The sequence below is a fragment of the Geothrix limicola genome (genome assembly GCF_030268085.1).
GTDB classification, from domain to species: Bacteria; Acidobacteriota; Holophagae; order Holophagales; family Holophagaceae; genus Geothrix; species Geothrix limicola.
In genome coordinates, this window is record NZ_BSDE01000001.1 from 1,302,814 (window position 1) to 1,316,937 (window position 14,124).

General features: G+C 63.5%; 12 protein-coding genes. 3 read left to right on the plus strand and 9 right to left on the minus strand.

Features of this window, described 5'->3' with window-relative positions; all coding sequences use genetic code 11:
• Positions 1-37 precede the first annotated feature (37 nt).
• Positions 38-2,212: a S9 family peptidase gene (locus tag QSJ34_RS05700; protein WP_285571510.1), complete on the plus strand. Its 2,175-nt coding sequence runs from the start codon at positions 38-40 to the stop codon at positions 2,210-2,212.
• A 30-nt stretch (positions 2,213-2,242) separates the two neighbouring features.
• Here the strand turns inward: QSJ34_RS05700 and QSJ34_RS05705 are convergent, their stop codons facing one another.
• The 8 genes from QSJ34_RS05705 to QSJ34_RS05740 form a co-directional block, all read right to left on the minus strand.
• On the minus strand, positions 2,243-3,502 hold the full coding sequence (locus QSJ34_RS05705; RefSeq protein ID WP_285571513.1) for an MFS transporter: 1,260 nt from the start codon (positions 3,500-3,502) through the stop codon (positions 2,243-2,245).
• A 122-nt stretch (positions 3,503-3,624) separates the two neighbouring features.
• Positions 3,625-4,047 carry a CBS domain-containing protein gene (locus QSJ34_RS05710; RefSeq protein ID WP_285571516.1) on the minus strand — a complete coding sequence of 141 codons (423 nt, stop codon included), beginning with the start codon at positions 4,045-4,047 and terminating at the stop codon, positions 3,625-3,627.
• A 9-nt stretch (positions 4,048-4,056) separates the two neighbouring features.
• Positions 4,057-4,761 carry an ABC transporter ATP-binding protein gene (locus tag QSJ34_RS05715; protein WP_285571519.1) on the minus strand — a complete coding sequence of 235 codons (705 nt, stop codon included), beginning with the start codon at positions 4,759-4,761 and terminating at the stop codon, positions 4,057-4,059.
• A complete protein-coding gene (locus tag QSJ34_RS05720) occupies positions 4,754-5,473 on the minus strand; it encodes an ABC transporter ATP-binding protein (protein WP_285571523.1) in 720 nt (239 codons plus the stop codon). The genes QSJ34_RS05715 and QSJ34_RS05720 overlap by 8 nt, the downstream gene beginning before the upstream one ends.
• A complete protein-coding gene (locus QSJ34_RS05725) occupies positions 5,473-6,519 on the minus strand; it encodes a branched-chain amino acid ABC transporter permease (protein WP_285571526.1) in 1,047 nt (348 codons plus the stop codon). Before QSJ34_RS05725 ends, QSJ34_RS05720 begins: the two co-directional genes overlap by 1 nt.
• 10 nt (positions 6,520-6,529) lie before the next feature.
• A complete protein-coding gene (locus tag QSJ34_RS05730; RefSeq protein ID WP_285571529.1) occupies positions 6,530-7,399 on the minus strand; it encodes a branched-chain amino acid ABC transporter permease in 870 nt (289 codons plus the stop codon).
• Positions 7,400-7,461: 62 nt separating this feature from the next.
• Positions 7,462-8,607 (minus strand): ABC transporter substrate-binding protein, encoded by a 1,146-nt coding sequence (locus QSJ34_RS05735; RefSeq protein WP_285571532.1) that lies wholly within the window; start codon positions 8,605-8,607, stop codon positions 7,462-7,464.
• Positions 8,608-8,750: 143 nt separating this feature from the next.
• Positions 8,751-10,019 (minus strand): porin, encoded by a 1,269-nt coding sequence (locus tag QSJ34_RS05740; protein ID WP_285571535.1) that lies wholly within the window; start codon positions 10,017-10,019, stop codon positions 8,751-8,753.
• A gap of 313 nt (positions 10,020-10,332) precedes the next feature.
• Between QSJ34_RS05740 and QSJ34_RS05745 the strand changes: the two genes are divergently transcribed.
• Positions 10,333-11,595 carry a hypothetical protein gene (locus QSJ34_RS05745; RefSeq protein WP_285571538.1) on the plus strand — a complete coding sequence of 421 codons (1,263 nt, stop codon included), beginning with the start codon at positions 10,333-10,335 and terminating at the stop codon, positions 11,593-11,595.
• A 57-nt stretch (positions 11,596-11,652) separates the two neighbouring features.
• Here QSJ34_RS05745 and QSJ34_RS05750 read toward each other — a convergent pair whose 3' ends face one another.
• Positions 11,653-12,111 (minus strand): bacteriohemerythrin, encoded by a 459-nt coding sequence (locus QSJ34_RS05750; RefSeq protein WP_285571540.1) that lies wholly within the window; start codon positions 12,109-12,111, stop codon positions 11,653-11,655.
• Positions 12,112-12,412: 301 nt separating this feature from the next.
• On the opposite strand from QSJ34_RS05750, the gene QSJ34_RS05755 reads away from it, so the two are divergent.
• Complete coding sequence (locus QSJ34_RS05755; RefSeq protein ID WP_285571543.1) at positions 12,413-14,119, plus strand: sensor histidine kinase; 1,707 nt, start codon at positions 12,413-12,415, stop codon at positions 14,117-14,119.
• Positions 14,120-14,124: the final 5 nt, after the last annotated feature.

Sequence of the window (14,124 nt, forward strand, 5' to 3'; positions counted from 1 at the left end):
TCTTGCGATATACATAAGGTCGTCTTTCGGAGCCCGCATGTTCCTTCGCACCAGCCTGGCTTGCCTCGTCCTCGCTTCCGGCCTCTGGGGCCAGGGGCAGGAGCGCCTCAGCCTCGAAGCCCTCGCTCATCCGACACTCAAGAAGGCCTTCGTCGGCATGCCCACCACGCGGCTCGAATGGCTGCCGGACGGGGCCCTGCTGCAGGTCAAGCGCGAGAAGGACCAGGTCACCCTGCTGCGCGTGGATCCCGCCACCTGGGAGGCCAAACCGCTGCTGGAGGCCGCCCGCCTGCAGGCCGCCCTGGTGGCCGCGGGTGCGGCGGAAGCCGACGCCAAGGCCGCGCTCGGTCGCGGTGCCTTCACCTGGAACGAGGGGCGCGGCGCGTTCCTCGTGGATGTGAAGGATCAACTCTTCCTCGTGGATGTGAAGGCCGCCACAGCCAAGCGCCTGGCCGAGGGCCATCCCGACGAACCTTCCTTCAGCCCCGATGGCACCCAGGTGGCCTACCTCCGCGGCAACGACCTCTACTGCGTGAACGTGGCCACGGCGAAGGAGACGCGACTGACCACGGGCGGCAGCGAGACGGTGTTCAACGGGCGGCTGGATTGGGTCTACCAGGAAGAGGTCTACGGCCGGGGCCGCTTCGGCGCTTTCTGGTGGAGTCCCGATTCCAAGCGGCTCGCCTATCTCTCCTTCGATGAAACCAAGGTGCCCGTGTTCACCCTGGCCGACGACCGCAGCCAGCCCCAGAAACTGCTGCAGGCCCGTTATCCCAAGGTCGGCGATCCCAACCCCATCGCCCGCCTGGGTGTCGTCGACCTTGAGGGCCACACCATCTGGACCCCCGAGGCCCATCCCGGCCAGGAGACCCTCATCACCCGCGTGATGTGGGATCCCAAGGGCCGCCTCATCGCCAACCTGACGGACCGGGCCCAGACCTGGCTGGAACTGCGCCGCTTCGAGGGTGCCGGATCCACGGTTCTGCTCAAGGAGCAGGGCCGCGCCTGGGTGGACGCCGAAAGGCAGGAGCTTCCCATCTTCCTGAAGGACGGCAGCTTCCTCTGGCAGTCCAGCCGCACGGGCTACCAGCACATCTACCGCTACGATGCCGAGGGTCATCTGAAGCAGGCCGTCACCAGCGGGACCTGGGACGTGCGCCACGTGCACGGCCTGGATGCGGCGAAGGGCCTCGTCTACTTCGACGCCACCGAGCACAGCCCCATCGCCCCCCACACCTACCGCATCGGCCTGGATGGCAAGGGACTCACGCGCATCACGAGCGCCCGCGGCAGCCACCGTGTGCGCTGGAACGCCGCCTTCAGCGCCTACCTCGACACCTGGAGCAGCCTGGAGCAGCCCGCCAAGCAGGCCCTCTTCGACGCCACCGGCAAGCAGACCCGCATGATCGACGAGAATCCCAGCCCCATGCTCAAGAACCTGAAGCTCGGGGCCGTGAGACAGCAGCAGGTGAAGACGCGCGACGGCTTCCCCATGGAAACCCTGCTCATCCTGCCGCCGGATTTCGACGCGACGAAGAAATACCCTGTCTACCAGCACATCTACGGCGGCCCCCAGGCTCCCCAGGTGAACGATGCCTGGGGCCGCGAGCTGCTCTGGTGGCACTTCCTGGCGCAGAACGGCTATGTGGTCTGGATCTGCGACAACCGCAGCGCCTCGCACAAGGGCCAGATCAGCGCCGAGGGCATCTACAAGCACCTGGGCGCCCAGGAACTGGAAGACCAGCTGGACGGCCTGAAGTGGCTCGGCGAGCAGGGCTTCGCCGACCTCAACCGCGTCTGCATCGAAGGCTGGAGCTACGGCGGCTACATGAGCGCCTACGCCATGACCCACAGCAGGGCCTACAAGCTGGGCATCATCGGTGCGCCGGTGACCAACTACCGGCTGTACGACAGCATCTACACCGAGCGCTACATGGGCCTGCTCGCCGACAACGCGGCGGGCTACGACGGCACCAACCTGGCCGCCGCCGCCAAGGATTTCTCAGGCAAGGGCCTCATCATGCACGGCCTCACCGATGACAACGTGCACCCCCAGAACACCGTCCAGTTCATCGAAGCGCTGATGAAGGAAGGCAAGGATTTCGACCTGCGCCTCTACCCGGGCTCCGACCACGTCAGCGCCTTCGGCAAGCCCTGGCAGTACTGGGACATCATGAGGGCCCGCTGGGAGTTCGTTTCCAAGAACCTGTGAGGCTCAGCACCCCGCAGGTGCAGAGGCTCCTCAAGGCTTGGCGGGAAGCAGCCGGTCGTAAACCCACAACAGGGCGGCCGTCGTCACGCCGACGCCGACGATCGTCCAGAGCATGCCGTGGGGGTTGTGCATCACTTCCCCGAAGTGGTGCATGAGCTTGCCCCCGAACCAGCCGCCGATGAGGGAACCCAGCCCGATGGGCAGGAAGGCAAAGCCCATGTACGTGCCCTGCTGGCCTGCCGGCGCCAAACGCGAGATGTACTCGTAGTAGCGGGGCGACTGCACGATCTCGCCCAGCGCCACGCAGACGAGGGTGATGATCACACCCGTCACGGTGGGCTTGAAGACCAGCACGATCCAGGCGAGGGAAGAAATCAGCGTGCCCAGCGTGACGGCCTTCACGGAGGCGATTTTCTGGGTGGCGAGGTTGAGCAGGACCGTCAGCGAGATCACCACGAGGGGGCCGGTCATCAGCAGCAGTTCGGTGTCCGCCTTCGGATCGATGTACTTCACCACGTAGAGCGGCAGTGTGATGAACTCCTGCCAGTACACCACCCAGTAGCCCGTGAAGATGAAGAGGAACAGCATGAACTTCGGGTTGGAGATGACGGTGAGAAAGTTCTTGCCGGTTTCCACCAGCGAAGGGGGAGGCACATCGCCTTCCTTGCGCGGTTCCTTGAAGAGCAGGAGCACCGCGAAGAACATCAGGAACACGCTCACGGCGGCCACGCGGAACACGTTCTCGACGCTCATGTGACGATGGACGTAGGAGGCGACGAAGGGCCCGGCCGCGCCACCGATGTTCACCAGCGTGTAGTAGATCGAGTAGCCGATGGTGCGCACGTTCTCCTTCGAGGCCCGGGCCGTCGTCCCCACCACCGCGGGCTTCACCAGGGCGACGCCGAGGGCGGGCAGCATCAGCAGGAACACCACCAGGCCCCCGAGGGGCACGGCTCCGCGGACGGGCCGCATCCAGGAAGATCCCAGGGAGCCCAGCAGGAAGTACGAGCTGCTGAGGATCAGGTAGGCCAGCGAGAGGGCTCGCCGGAAGCCCAAGCGATCCGCCACGGCGCCTCCGAAGGCCGCCATGAACCACACGAGCCCGCCGAAGAGCCCCGTGAGGCTGCTGGCGTCCTGGGCCGGGAAACCCAGCGATTCGTTGAGGTACCGCGCCAGGGAGGCGAAGGCCGCGTAATAGGAGAGGCGCTCGAACAGCTCACTGATGTTGGCGACCCAGAAGGGACGCTCGAAGCCATGGCGGATGTCCTGCAAACGTTGAGCGAAGCCCAAGGTACCTCCGGAAAGGGACGGTCTATCGATCTTCCCGGGCGAAGCGCGGAATGGTCAACCGGGAATGCATGGAACCCCGAAGAGGCGGTTCACGCCATTCGCGGTTCGCTGTTTTCCTCCGCCTACTTGGCGACCTTGGAGAACTCCACCACGGCCCGCAGCATGTCGCCCACGGACATGATGCCCACCAGCTCGCCCTTGGCGTCCACCACGCAAAGGCCGTAGAGCTTGTGATCCAGGATGGCTTGGGCCGCCGTCGCCAGGTCCACGTCCGGCGTGATGGTGTGCGGCGCGCGGTTCATCACGTCCTTCACCGGCGTCTTGGAGAGGAGGTAGTGCACTTCCCAGGTATCCAGCGACGTCGCCTTGCCCGGCGTGTAGTCCTTGATCATCCGCTCGGTGATCAGCCCGATGAATTTCCCCCCACCCATGACCGGCAGGCGGCGGATGCCCTTCTCCTTCATGAGGTGGATGGCCTCGATGATGGAAGCGTCCTGATCGATGGTGATGGGATTCCGGGTCATCCATTTTTCAACGGTGGTCATCGCAGCTCCTCACATGCCCAAGTAGGCCTTCCTGATGTGATCGTTGGCGAGTAGCTCGTCGCCCTGGCCCGTGAGCACCACCCGGCCGGTTTCCATCACATAAGCCCGGTGGGAAATGCGGAGGGACTGATAGACGTTCTGCTCTACCAGGAGAATGGTAACGCCCTGCCTGTTGATGCCGGTGAGGATGTCGAAGATGTTTTTCACGAGCAGGGGAGACAGGCCCAGGGAGGGCTCGTCCAGCAGCAGCAGCCGGGGATTGCCCATGAGGCCCCGGGCGATGGCCAGCATCTGTTGTTCTCCGCCGGACATGGTGCCGCCGAGCTGTTTTTCCCGTTCCCTGAGGCGGGGGAACAGCTCGAACACCCAGGCGATGTTCCTTTCGCGATCCCCGCGCGTGCCCTTGACGTACGAACCCATGCGGAGGTTCTCCATCACCGTCATCTCGGGAAAGATGCGCCGCCCCTCCGGAACCTGGATCAGCCCTGCCTCCACGACCTGATGGGGCTGCAGGCGGCCGAGATCCTGGCCGAGGAAGCGGATCGTGCCCGAGCCGGGCCGGACCAGGCGCGAGATGTTCTTGAGGGTCGTGGATTTCCCGGCGCCATTGGCCCCGACGACGGTGACGATCTCGCCTTCGTGCACCTCCAGATCCACGTCCCAGAGCACCTTGAGGTCCCCGTAGGCGAAGTTCAGCTTATCGATCCTAAGCATGGCTTTCACCGAGGTAGGCGCTGATCACATCCGGGTTGGTCACGACTTCCTGGGGGCTGCCTTCGGTGAGCTTTTCTCCCGAGTTGAGGACGACGATCCGGTCGGAGATGCGCATGATGGCCTTCATATCGTGCTCGATGACCATCTGGGTGAGGCCGCGGCCCTTGATGTCGAGGATGAGCTGGATGATCTCTTCGCTTTCGGCGGGATTCAGGCCGCCCATCACCTCATCCAGCAGCAGGAGCTGGGGCTCGGTGGCCAAGGCCCGGGCAACCTCCAGCTTCTTGCGCTCGCCGATGGGCAGCCCACCCGCCAGGGCCTCGGCCCGGTGAGCCAAGTGGACCACCTCGAGCTGCGCCATCGCCCTTTCGCGGGCGATCCGCAATGAGGAGGTGCGTGCCAGGGCGCCCACCATCACGTTGTCCACCACGGACAGCTTGGCCAGGGGACGCACCTTCTGCCAGGTGCGCACCATGCCCAGCCGGCAGACCCTGTCCGGTTCCAGGCCGTTCATGCGCCGCCCCTTGAAGAAGATCTCGCCCTTGGAAGGCGGGTAGTAGCCCGTGATGCAGTTGAACAGGGTGGTCTTGCCCGCGCCGTTGGGACCAATGAGCCCCATGATCGCGCCCTCCTCCACCTCGAAGGACACGTCCGAATTGGCGGCGAGACCGCCGAAGAATTTGCTGACGTGCTTGATCTCCAAGATGGCCATCAGGCCTCCCGCTTCCGGCGCGAGGCCAACTTCCGGACAAAGCCCATGAGGCCCTCCGGCATGAAGAGGATCACCAGCACCACGAGGATGCCGTAGAGCAGCACGTGGGCATGGGCGAGGTTCTCCTTCAGGAAGAGGCCCACCCTCGATTCGGCGCTCACCAGGCCCACCTGGACCAGGGCCTCGGTGATCAGGTTGCTGCGCAGGGCCTCCGAAAGGGGCACCAGCACGAGGGCGCCGAGCACTGGGCCCCACAGCGTGCCCATGCCCCCGATGATGCAGATGAGCATGATCTGGACGGAGACATCCAGCCCCAGAACCGTGGGCGGATCCACGAAGCCTACGTAGATGCCGTAGAAGCTGCCCGCCAGGGAGGTGAGCACCGCCGAGATGACGAGGGCGATGTTCTTGTAGCGCGAGATGGAGATGCCCAGGGAATGCGCGGCGTCCTGATCCTCGCGGATGGCCTGCAGGAAGTAGCCCAGCTTGGAGTGCTGCACCCAGTACGTGATGGCGAGGGTCAGCAAGGCCAGAACCAAGCCGATGTAGTAGAAGGGCACCTTGGTGAGGAACTCCGTCACGACCCGCCCACCGATCCTGAAGGCGGGCAGATCCGTGGCCAGGATGCCTTCGGCGCCATTGGTCAGGGTCGTAAGGTTGATGGCCGAGAGCCGCAGGATTTCGGCCACGGCGATGGAGGCCAGCACGAAGTAGGGGCCCCGCAGGCGGAAGCAGATGCTGCCGATGGCCAGGGCCACGACCACCACCAGGGCCATGCCGAACCACACGCCAAACCAGGGCGCGATCTGCCAGGTGTGCATGAGCATCATCGTCGTGTAGGCCCCGACCCCAAAATAGGCCGCGTGGCCCACGGAATGCTGCCCCGCGTAGCCGCCCAGGATGTTCCAGCTCTGGCCCTGGGACACGCTCAGGAAGAGCAGGATCATCATGTGGAGCGCGTAGGGGCTTTCCACGTACCGCGGCAGAGCCAGGAGGGCTCCGAGCACCACCGCGCCGGAAACCGCCTTGAGGAGGGTCTTGGGCATGATGGCCTCCTCAGGTCCGCGACTTGCCCATCAGGCCCGAGGGCCTGAAGAGGAGGACCAGGAGGAAGAGCACGAAGACGACCACATCCTTCCAGCCGGACGAGATGTAGACCGCGCTCATGGATTCCGTGATGCCGATCAGGATGCCGCCCAGGGTGGCGCCCACCACGCTGCCCATGCCGCCCAGCACCGTGATGACGAAGGCCTTCAGCGTGAAGACAGCCCCCACCTGGGGAAAGATGTAGTAGGTCGGAGCGATCAACGCCCCCGCCGTACCCGCCAGCGCCGAGCCCAATCCGAAGGCGAGGATGGACATGCGCTTCACGTTGATGCCCATGAGCTGGGCTGCCTCACGATCCTGGGCCGTGGCGCGGATGGCCTGGCCCGTGTCCGTCTTCAGCAGGAACCAATAGAGGGCGGCCGTGATGCCGGCCGTGATCAGGAAGGAGATCAGGAGGGGTGTGGACACGGAGACGCCGCCTCCCACCTGGATCGTCGCTGAGGAATACGAGGTGCTGAGGATCTTGTAGTCCGAGGTGAAGATCAGCATCACCGTGTTGCTCATGATGAGCCCCAGTCCGATGGTCAGCAGGATCTGGTTCTGGGCCGCGGCGTTGAGCACACGGTTGATGAAGACCTTCTGTAGGAAACCGCCGAACAGGAACATCAGCGGAAAGGTGATCAGCACCGACACGAAGGGATCGATGCCCAGGTACGTGAAAAGGAGGTAGGTGAGGTACATCCCCACCATCAGGATGTCGCCGTGGCCGAAGTTGATGACGCGCATGACGCCGAAGATGAGCGTGAGGCCGATGCCGATGAGCGCGTACACCCCGCCGATCAGGATCCCGCTGATGAGGGACTGCATGAAGACGGCCATGGGCGCCAGGGTCTCCAGAATGCGAGGGAGGCACCTGATGGCACCTCCCTCGCAGGTTCAGATCACTTCCATTTCGGGAAGGGGTAGATGGCCTTCTTCGTCGCGAACTGGGAGGGCAGAATGGTCTCGTACTCGCCCCCGATGATCTGCTGCACGAGCATCGTGTGATTGTTCTGATTGGTGAACCCGGCGTAGTCGGCAAACTGGACTTCTCCCATGACGCCGTTCCACTTGCCAGCCTTGAGGGCATCCCGAGTCTTGGCGCGGTCTCCTCCAGCGTTCTTGGCCGTCTCCGCCATGATCATCATGGATGCGTAGGCACAGGCGGCGTGATAGGTCGGCTCCTTACCGAACTTCGCCTTATAGCGGTCGCCGAAATCCTTCGCCCCGGGCCAGTTCACATCGTTGGTCCACTGGGTGCACGAGATGACGTTCTCCGAGATGGCCCGCTCCCGGGCGAATTCGACGGTCGTGAATCCGGCGCCCGCGCCCAGGAAGGCCTGAGGCTGGAGGCCGACCTCCTTGGATTGCCGCATCAGCAGGATGGCGTCCGCCACGTAGGACACCATGAAGACAAGGTCGGGATTCTTCGACTTGATCTGCGCGAGGCTGGAACGATAGTCCGCCGATCCCTTCGGATAGGCCACCTCAGCCACCACCTGGAGCCCCTTCTTGGCGACATAGTCCTTGGCGGTCTTCGATGTGGAGGTGCCAAAGTCGGTGTTCTCATAGATGAAGGCGATACTCCGAGGCTTCCCGAGGGACAGGGCCGCATCGATGAGACTGGAAGCATAACGGTCCGCCGGAGCATTCATCCGGAAGACATGCCTGAGTCCCTGCATGGTGATTTCTTCTTTCGCGGCCGCAGGGATCAACAGGGGCACGTGGTACTTCTCCGCGAGCTTGGCCACGGCGTTGGAACAAGCCGAGGTGTAGGGGCCCACCACGCCCACCACATTGTCGCGGGTCGCCAGTTTCTCCATCGCACTCATGGAAATCTGCGGTTTGCCCGTGTCGTCTTCCCACACGAGCTGGAGGTGGACCCCCTTCTTCTTCAGATCCTCTTCCGCCAATTTGATGCCATTGGTGATGTTCTCGCCAATGGGCGCTTCGGGACCACTCATGGAATTGATGACGCCGACCTTTTGCGCCATCAGGCACGGAGTGAGCGCCATAGAGACGCCCAGGGCCAAGAGGTGCTTGCGCATGGCTGCTCCTGAACAAAGAAGATGTGGATGGGTGGTATTGGGGATTCTACACTGCCTGGCTACCTAAAAAACACGGAACCCGCGGGTGACAACCCAGGGGTTCCGTGTTGTTGCGTTTGAAAGAATCGACGACTGCAACCGATCTAGTAGGACCACATCAGAGAAGCAACGAGGCTGTTGCCTCCCTGTTCGCCGGTCTGTCCAGCACGGGGAGCCAAGAAGTTCTTGCTGCGCATGACGTAGTCAAGCTTGATCTTGCCGGCGGACTGCCTGGTGGGAATGAACACGTAATTGTACCCCACGGTGATTTCTGTGTACTTCGGGCTGTAGTCGGCGGTGGCCGTCTTATAGGGGTTTGTGGCGGTGTACCAGTCGTCACCGGAGTTGTAGTTCAGCACATCGTAGCGGCCGGTGATCCAGTGGTTGCCCATCTTGTAGGCGCCGTCCACCACGAAGCCTGCGAACTTCTGGTCAAGGTGCTCGCGGAGGGGGGCGGCGGCGGCCGTGAAGACGGTGGGATACCGGCGACCCAGGAGGCCCGTGGCGTACTCAGCGCTCACCTGGAAGTCGGCATTGTTGAAGGCGTAGTAGGCGCCCATCAGGGTGGTCTTGTCCTTGTTGTCCTTGATCTGCTGGGCGGTGGGAGCGCCGACGGTCCAGGTCGCGGGGATCGTCGCGTTCACGAAAGTTGAATCTTTCAGGTTGGTCACACCTTCGCGGTAGTAGGCACCGGCCTTGTGGTTCGAGAAGAAGGTGCTCTCGAAGCGGAACGTCCAGTCCTTCTGGGCATTGCCGGCGCCGGCCAGGGTGTTCTCATTGTTCTTGCCGCCGCTTCCGTCATCGGTCGTGCCGTTGGATACGGCCAAGTTCAGCTTGCCCTGGAAGGCCTTGGGGTCACCGTAGGTATAACTGGCCCAAATGCCGCGGTCGCGGGCATCGGCGAATCGACGATTGATCTGATTGCGTTCGAAGAAGAGGATTTCGCGGGCGGCCACAAGAGTGGCTTCGTAGGCGGTCGGCATCTTGAATTGGCCGGCCTTCACGTTGAAGCCCTTGATGGGGGCCCAGGTGAGGACGAAATCCTGCAGCACGGCGTTGGGCACGGCGGTGGTGTTGCTGTTGTTCGGATCGAACATGACGTTCCAGCTGACGGTGTCGGTCACCGTGCCGCTCAGGTAGATCTCAGAGCGCTTCACCGCGAAGTTGTTCTCCTGGAAGCGGGAGTCCAGAGCGTAGTACTTGGATGCGCCAGCCGAGGCTGTGGAGTCGAGGCGCATGTTGTTGTCCATCATCTGGGTGGCCCAGAACTCGAGCAGCACACCGTCCAGCTTGATGGTCGGGGTTGGGGCCTGCGCCTGACAGAATCCTGCTGTAAGCAACGCTGCAAGACCTGCGATGCGGAAATTCGTCATGGGCCTTCTCCTAATGGGGGTTATGGAAAGGACGGTGGATCCAGGTGGAAACCACCAGGGGGGTAGAGTTCAAATGGGCTGGGGGGCGATCTTTGGTGTTCAAACTAGTGGTCCCCGCCCCAGGCGTCTAGTGAAAACGGGGGGGGATTCGGTTATTTGCGATCGCGCCCTCCCCTCTTTGATGCTGAAACATCTAAATGAAGACCCATGATTTCATTGTTTAGTTACACTCCGAATTGACATTCGTCACAATACCTTTACGCCAGCGGGAGAGGCTCTCTGAGAACCGATTTTTCACGGTCTAGGAGAATCCATGAAGCGTTCCCACCTCCTTCCCCTGGCGGCCCTGCTCGCTGCGGGATGCATCCCGGCCTCTGCACAGGACGCCACTCCTAAAATCAGCGGGCTCCTCCAGGTTTGGTACACCCAGATGCTGGACAACAACCTGCGCTTGAACGGCGCCGCCACCACCAACGGCAACAAGTACTACGACGCCAAGAACGTCGGAGAGAACACCTTCCTCGTCCGCCGCTCCGAGATCCACGTGTCCGGCCCGGTGCCCGGCCTGGAATCCTTCAGCTATGAAGTGAACATCGACCCCAGCATCAGCACCTCCGCCAGCAATCCCACGATCCTTCAGGATGCGACCCTAACCTACAAGAGCGGCCCCCTTTCGGTCGTGGCGGGCCAGTTCAAGAATCAGCGCACCTACGAGGGTGTCCTGAGTTCCTCCATGCTCATCTTCGCCGAGCGGGCCCAACTCTCGCGCAAGTTCGGCGATGCCCGTGATCGCGGTGTGACCTTCGGGTACGGATTCGGCGACAAGGCCTTCGGCGGCAAACTGACCCTCGGCGTCTTCAACGGCATGGTGGATGCCGTGGCTGGCAAGGCGAATGACACCAACGCCCAGAAGGACTTCATCGCACGCGTTGAATTCAACGTCGGTTCCACCCAGAAGTTCGGTGTCTGGAGCCTCCAGGGCAGTACCGATCAGGCTGACAAGGGCGGCTTGACCGCGCTCACCTTCGCCGGAACCACGATGCCAACTGCGGCCCAGATCACCAATCAGAAGGATGAGACCAAGCAGTTCGGTGCATTCTATGTCTACGATGACGGCACCTGGCACTTCGACGCGGAAGCCCTGAGCGCCACACTGGGTCGACTCTTCCCCTCCGTCGGCGCCGCCTCCGGAAGCGCCAAGCGTGAAGGCCTCGACCAGAAGGCACTTGGTTATTACGTGACCGGCGCCTACACCGTAGGCCAGCACACCTTCGCCCTCCGCTACGATTTCATGAACTGGAACCAGGGAGACGACTGGTACACCACCTACAACCCCTACAAGGAATCCGCCCCTGGCGTCGCTCGCCTGGTGAACGGCGCCTCCGTCGACTACACGCCGAAGTTCACCGAAATCACTGCCGGCTATACCTACGCGTTCAGCCCGAAGTCTGTCAAGGCGGCAAACCTCAAGCTGAACTACGTCCACCGCTCAAAGAACTTCCTCGCGCCCCGCACCGGCCAAACCGGAGAACAGGGAGGCGACAACGTCATCCTCGCCTACCAGCTCGCGTTCTAAGTTCCCGACCTTCCCTCCAGCCGGCCGCTCCCCAGCGGCCGGCCCTGTTTCTGGGGCCTACCGATGGGAAGGAGAGGCCGGACACGACAATGACCCTGCAGGCCTCACCACGCAAGGGTCCGTCCCCGGGTTCAGGTAGGGCTTGAAAGCCATGTCTTCCCGCATGATGTGACTCGTCAGCCAGTCGGCCAGGAAGCGGACGATGGACTTGGCGCTGACATGGCCACCGACCTTCATGCGGCTCCGCAGGTCCCGCACCTGCAGGAGCAGGTCCCGGTGCAGCTGTTCGTGTTCGGCGGCCCCGGGAAACCCTGCAGCCTTCAGCCGCGCTTCCTCGTAGGCGAAATGCTCCACTGTGAAGGCAATCAGGTCGTCGAGGATCCGGCTCAGCTCCTCGGGCATGCCCATCTGGATGGCGTCGTCGAAGCCGTTGACAAGCTCGAAGAGTATCCGATGCTGCCCGTCGATCTCGGCGTCATCCAGGCTGAACCGCTCATGCCAGGACAGGAAAGCCATGAGGACTCCGAACACCACCGAGCCCAAGGGCGCCGAGGGATCGGCGCCTTGTCTGTCCACCCAAGATCCGCATTCCGCCTGCTCCGTCAAGGGCGCCCCGCCGGATGTCGCCGGGGAGTGACGAGAGGCTCGCCAGAACCGCACAAACCCCTTTCTGCCAGAGCTAACCTCCCGGTGGAATCGGACGACAGAATGGCTATCCCGCCGCATTCACCCCTAGCCCCCCCTGATGCCCACCACCGACACCGCCCCCGCTCCCGCTCCCGCATCCGGCCTTGAACGCTGGTGGCGCTTTGGCGCATTGATCGCCGCCCTGGCAGGCACTTCCGCCCTGGTCGAAGCCATGCTCCGCGTGGGCACGGCCCAAGTCTGGGTGGTGGTGGCCGATGACCTAGGCCGGGTGATCCTTTGTGGCGGGGTTGCCTGGGCCTGTTGGTGGCGATCCAGGCGACCCCCGCTCGCCTTCCATCCGCTCTGGCGCGCCCTGAGCTGGTCCCTGATGACGCTGGGCCTCGCCACGCTGCACATGGTGATCACCCACGATCTGCTCGACCTCGCCGAGCCCCTGCCCAGCCTGAGGCACCTCGGTTACCTCGCCAGCATGGGGTTCCTGGGATGGGGCATTCTCAAGCTCCCGGTGGAATCGCTTCTGCCCACCGAACGCATCCAGGCCCTCCTGGACGGTCTGCTCATCAGCACCGCGATCTTCTTCATCTCATGGGGCAGCTTCCTCCGGAGCCTGGTGGAGGCCAGTGGCCAGCCGGGCCGCTCCAACGCCTACACCCTGATCTATCCCCTCCTGAGCACCGCCCTCGGCGCGTTCTGGATTTTCCAGGAGTCCCGCCTGCGCCGGGTGAGCCTGGGAAGGCCAGGCCTGCTCCTGCGCCTGGGCCTGATCGTCATGGTGGGGTGGTGGCCCTTCTATTCCGTGGGGAAGATCCGGGGGCTTTACGGCATCTTCGGCATCTCCGAGCACATGGATCTCCTCTGGCTCGCGGGACTCACCTGCTTCGGCCTGGCCGCCTGCTGGCCCGACCAGATCCAGTGGCCCGATTCCGGCCGGCGCCTGCGCGACCGCCCCAGCCTGCTCCCCTACCTGCCCTCCGTGGTGGCGCTTTCCTACGGGGCCATCCGCATGCTCCGCGGCCAGGTCTTCGACTGGATCCTGGTGATCACCGGCACCCTGCTGGGGGCGGTGATGATGCTGCGCCAGTACCTCGCGGTGCGGGATCTGAACAACCTCTCCGATGAACTGGAAGTCCGCGTCCAGGCCCGGAGTGCCGAGCTGCTGAAGAGCCAGCGCGAACTCGCCAGGTCCCAGCGCACCCAGCTCATCGCCGGCCTGGCCGCTGGGTTCGCCCACGACTTCAAGAACCTGTTGGGCGTCATCCGCAACTGGATCGAACTGCTCCGGATGGATGATCCCTCACCCGAACTTCCCCGCGGCCTGGAAGCCATCGACCAGGCCACCACCAAAGCCCTCGAGCTGGTGCAGGACATCCTGGCAGTGGGACGCCAGCAGGAGTTGCATCCGATCACCTTCGACCTGGGCGAGTATCTCCGCGCCTGCCAGGCTGCGCTGGAGGGCGTCGTAGGCACCAAGGCCCTGATCGTCGTGCAGGCCAGCGAAAGCCCGCTTCCCGTGTTCATGGATGCCCAGAAGCTCGAGCACATCCTGTTGAACCTCGCCTCCAACGCGGCGGACGCCATGGAGGCGCGGGGCCTGGTGACCCTCCGGGCCTGGCAGGATCCAGTGGAGCCTTACGCCCTGCTCGAGGTGCAGGACAACGGCAAGGGCATCGCCACCGAACACCTGGAACACATTTTCGAACCCTTCTATACGACCAAGCCCGCCGGCAAGGGGACAGGGCTCGGGCTCTCCACCGTTCACGGCACGCTGGTGCAAAGCGGCGGTTCCATTTCCGTGCGAAGCGCCACCGGAATGGGCACCACCTTCACGCTCCGCCTTCCCCAGGAGGCCGGCACCTCCGCCGCGCCTCAGGCCTGAGCGCC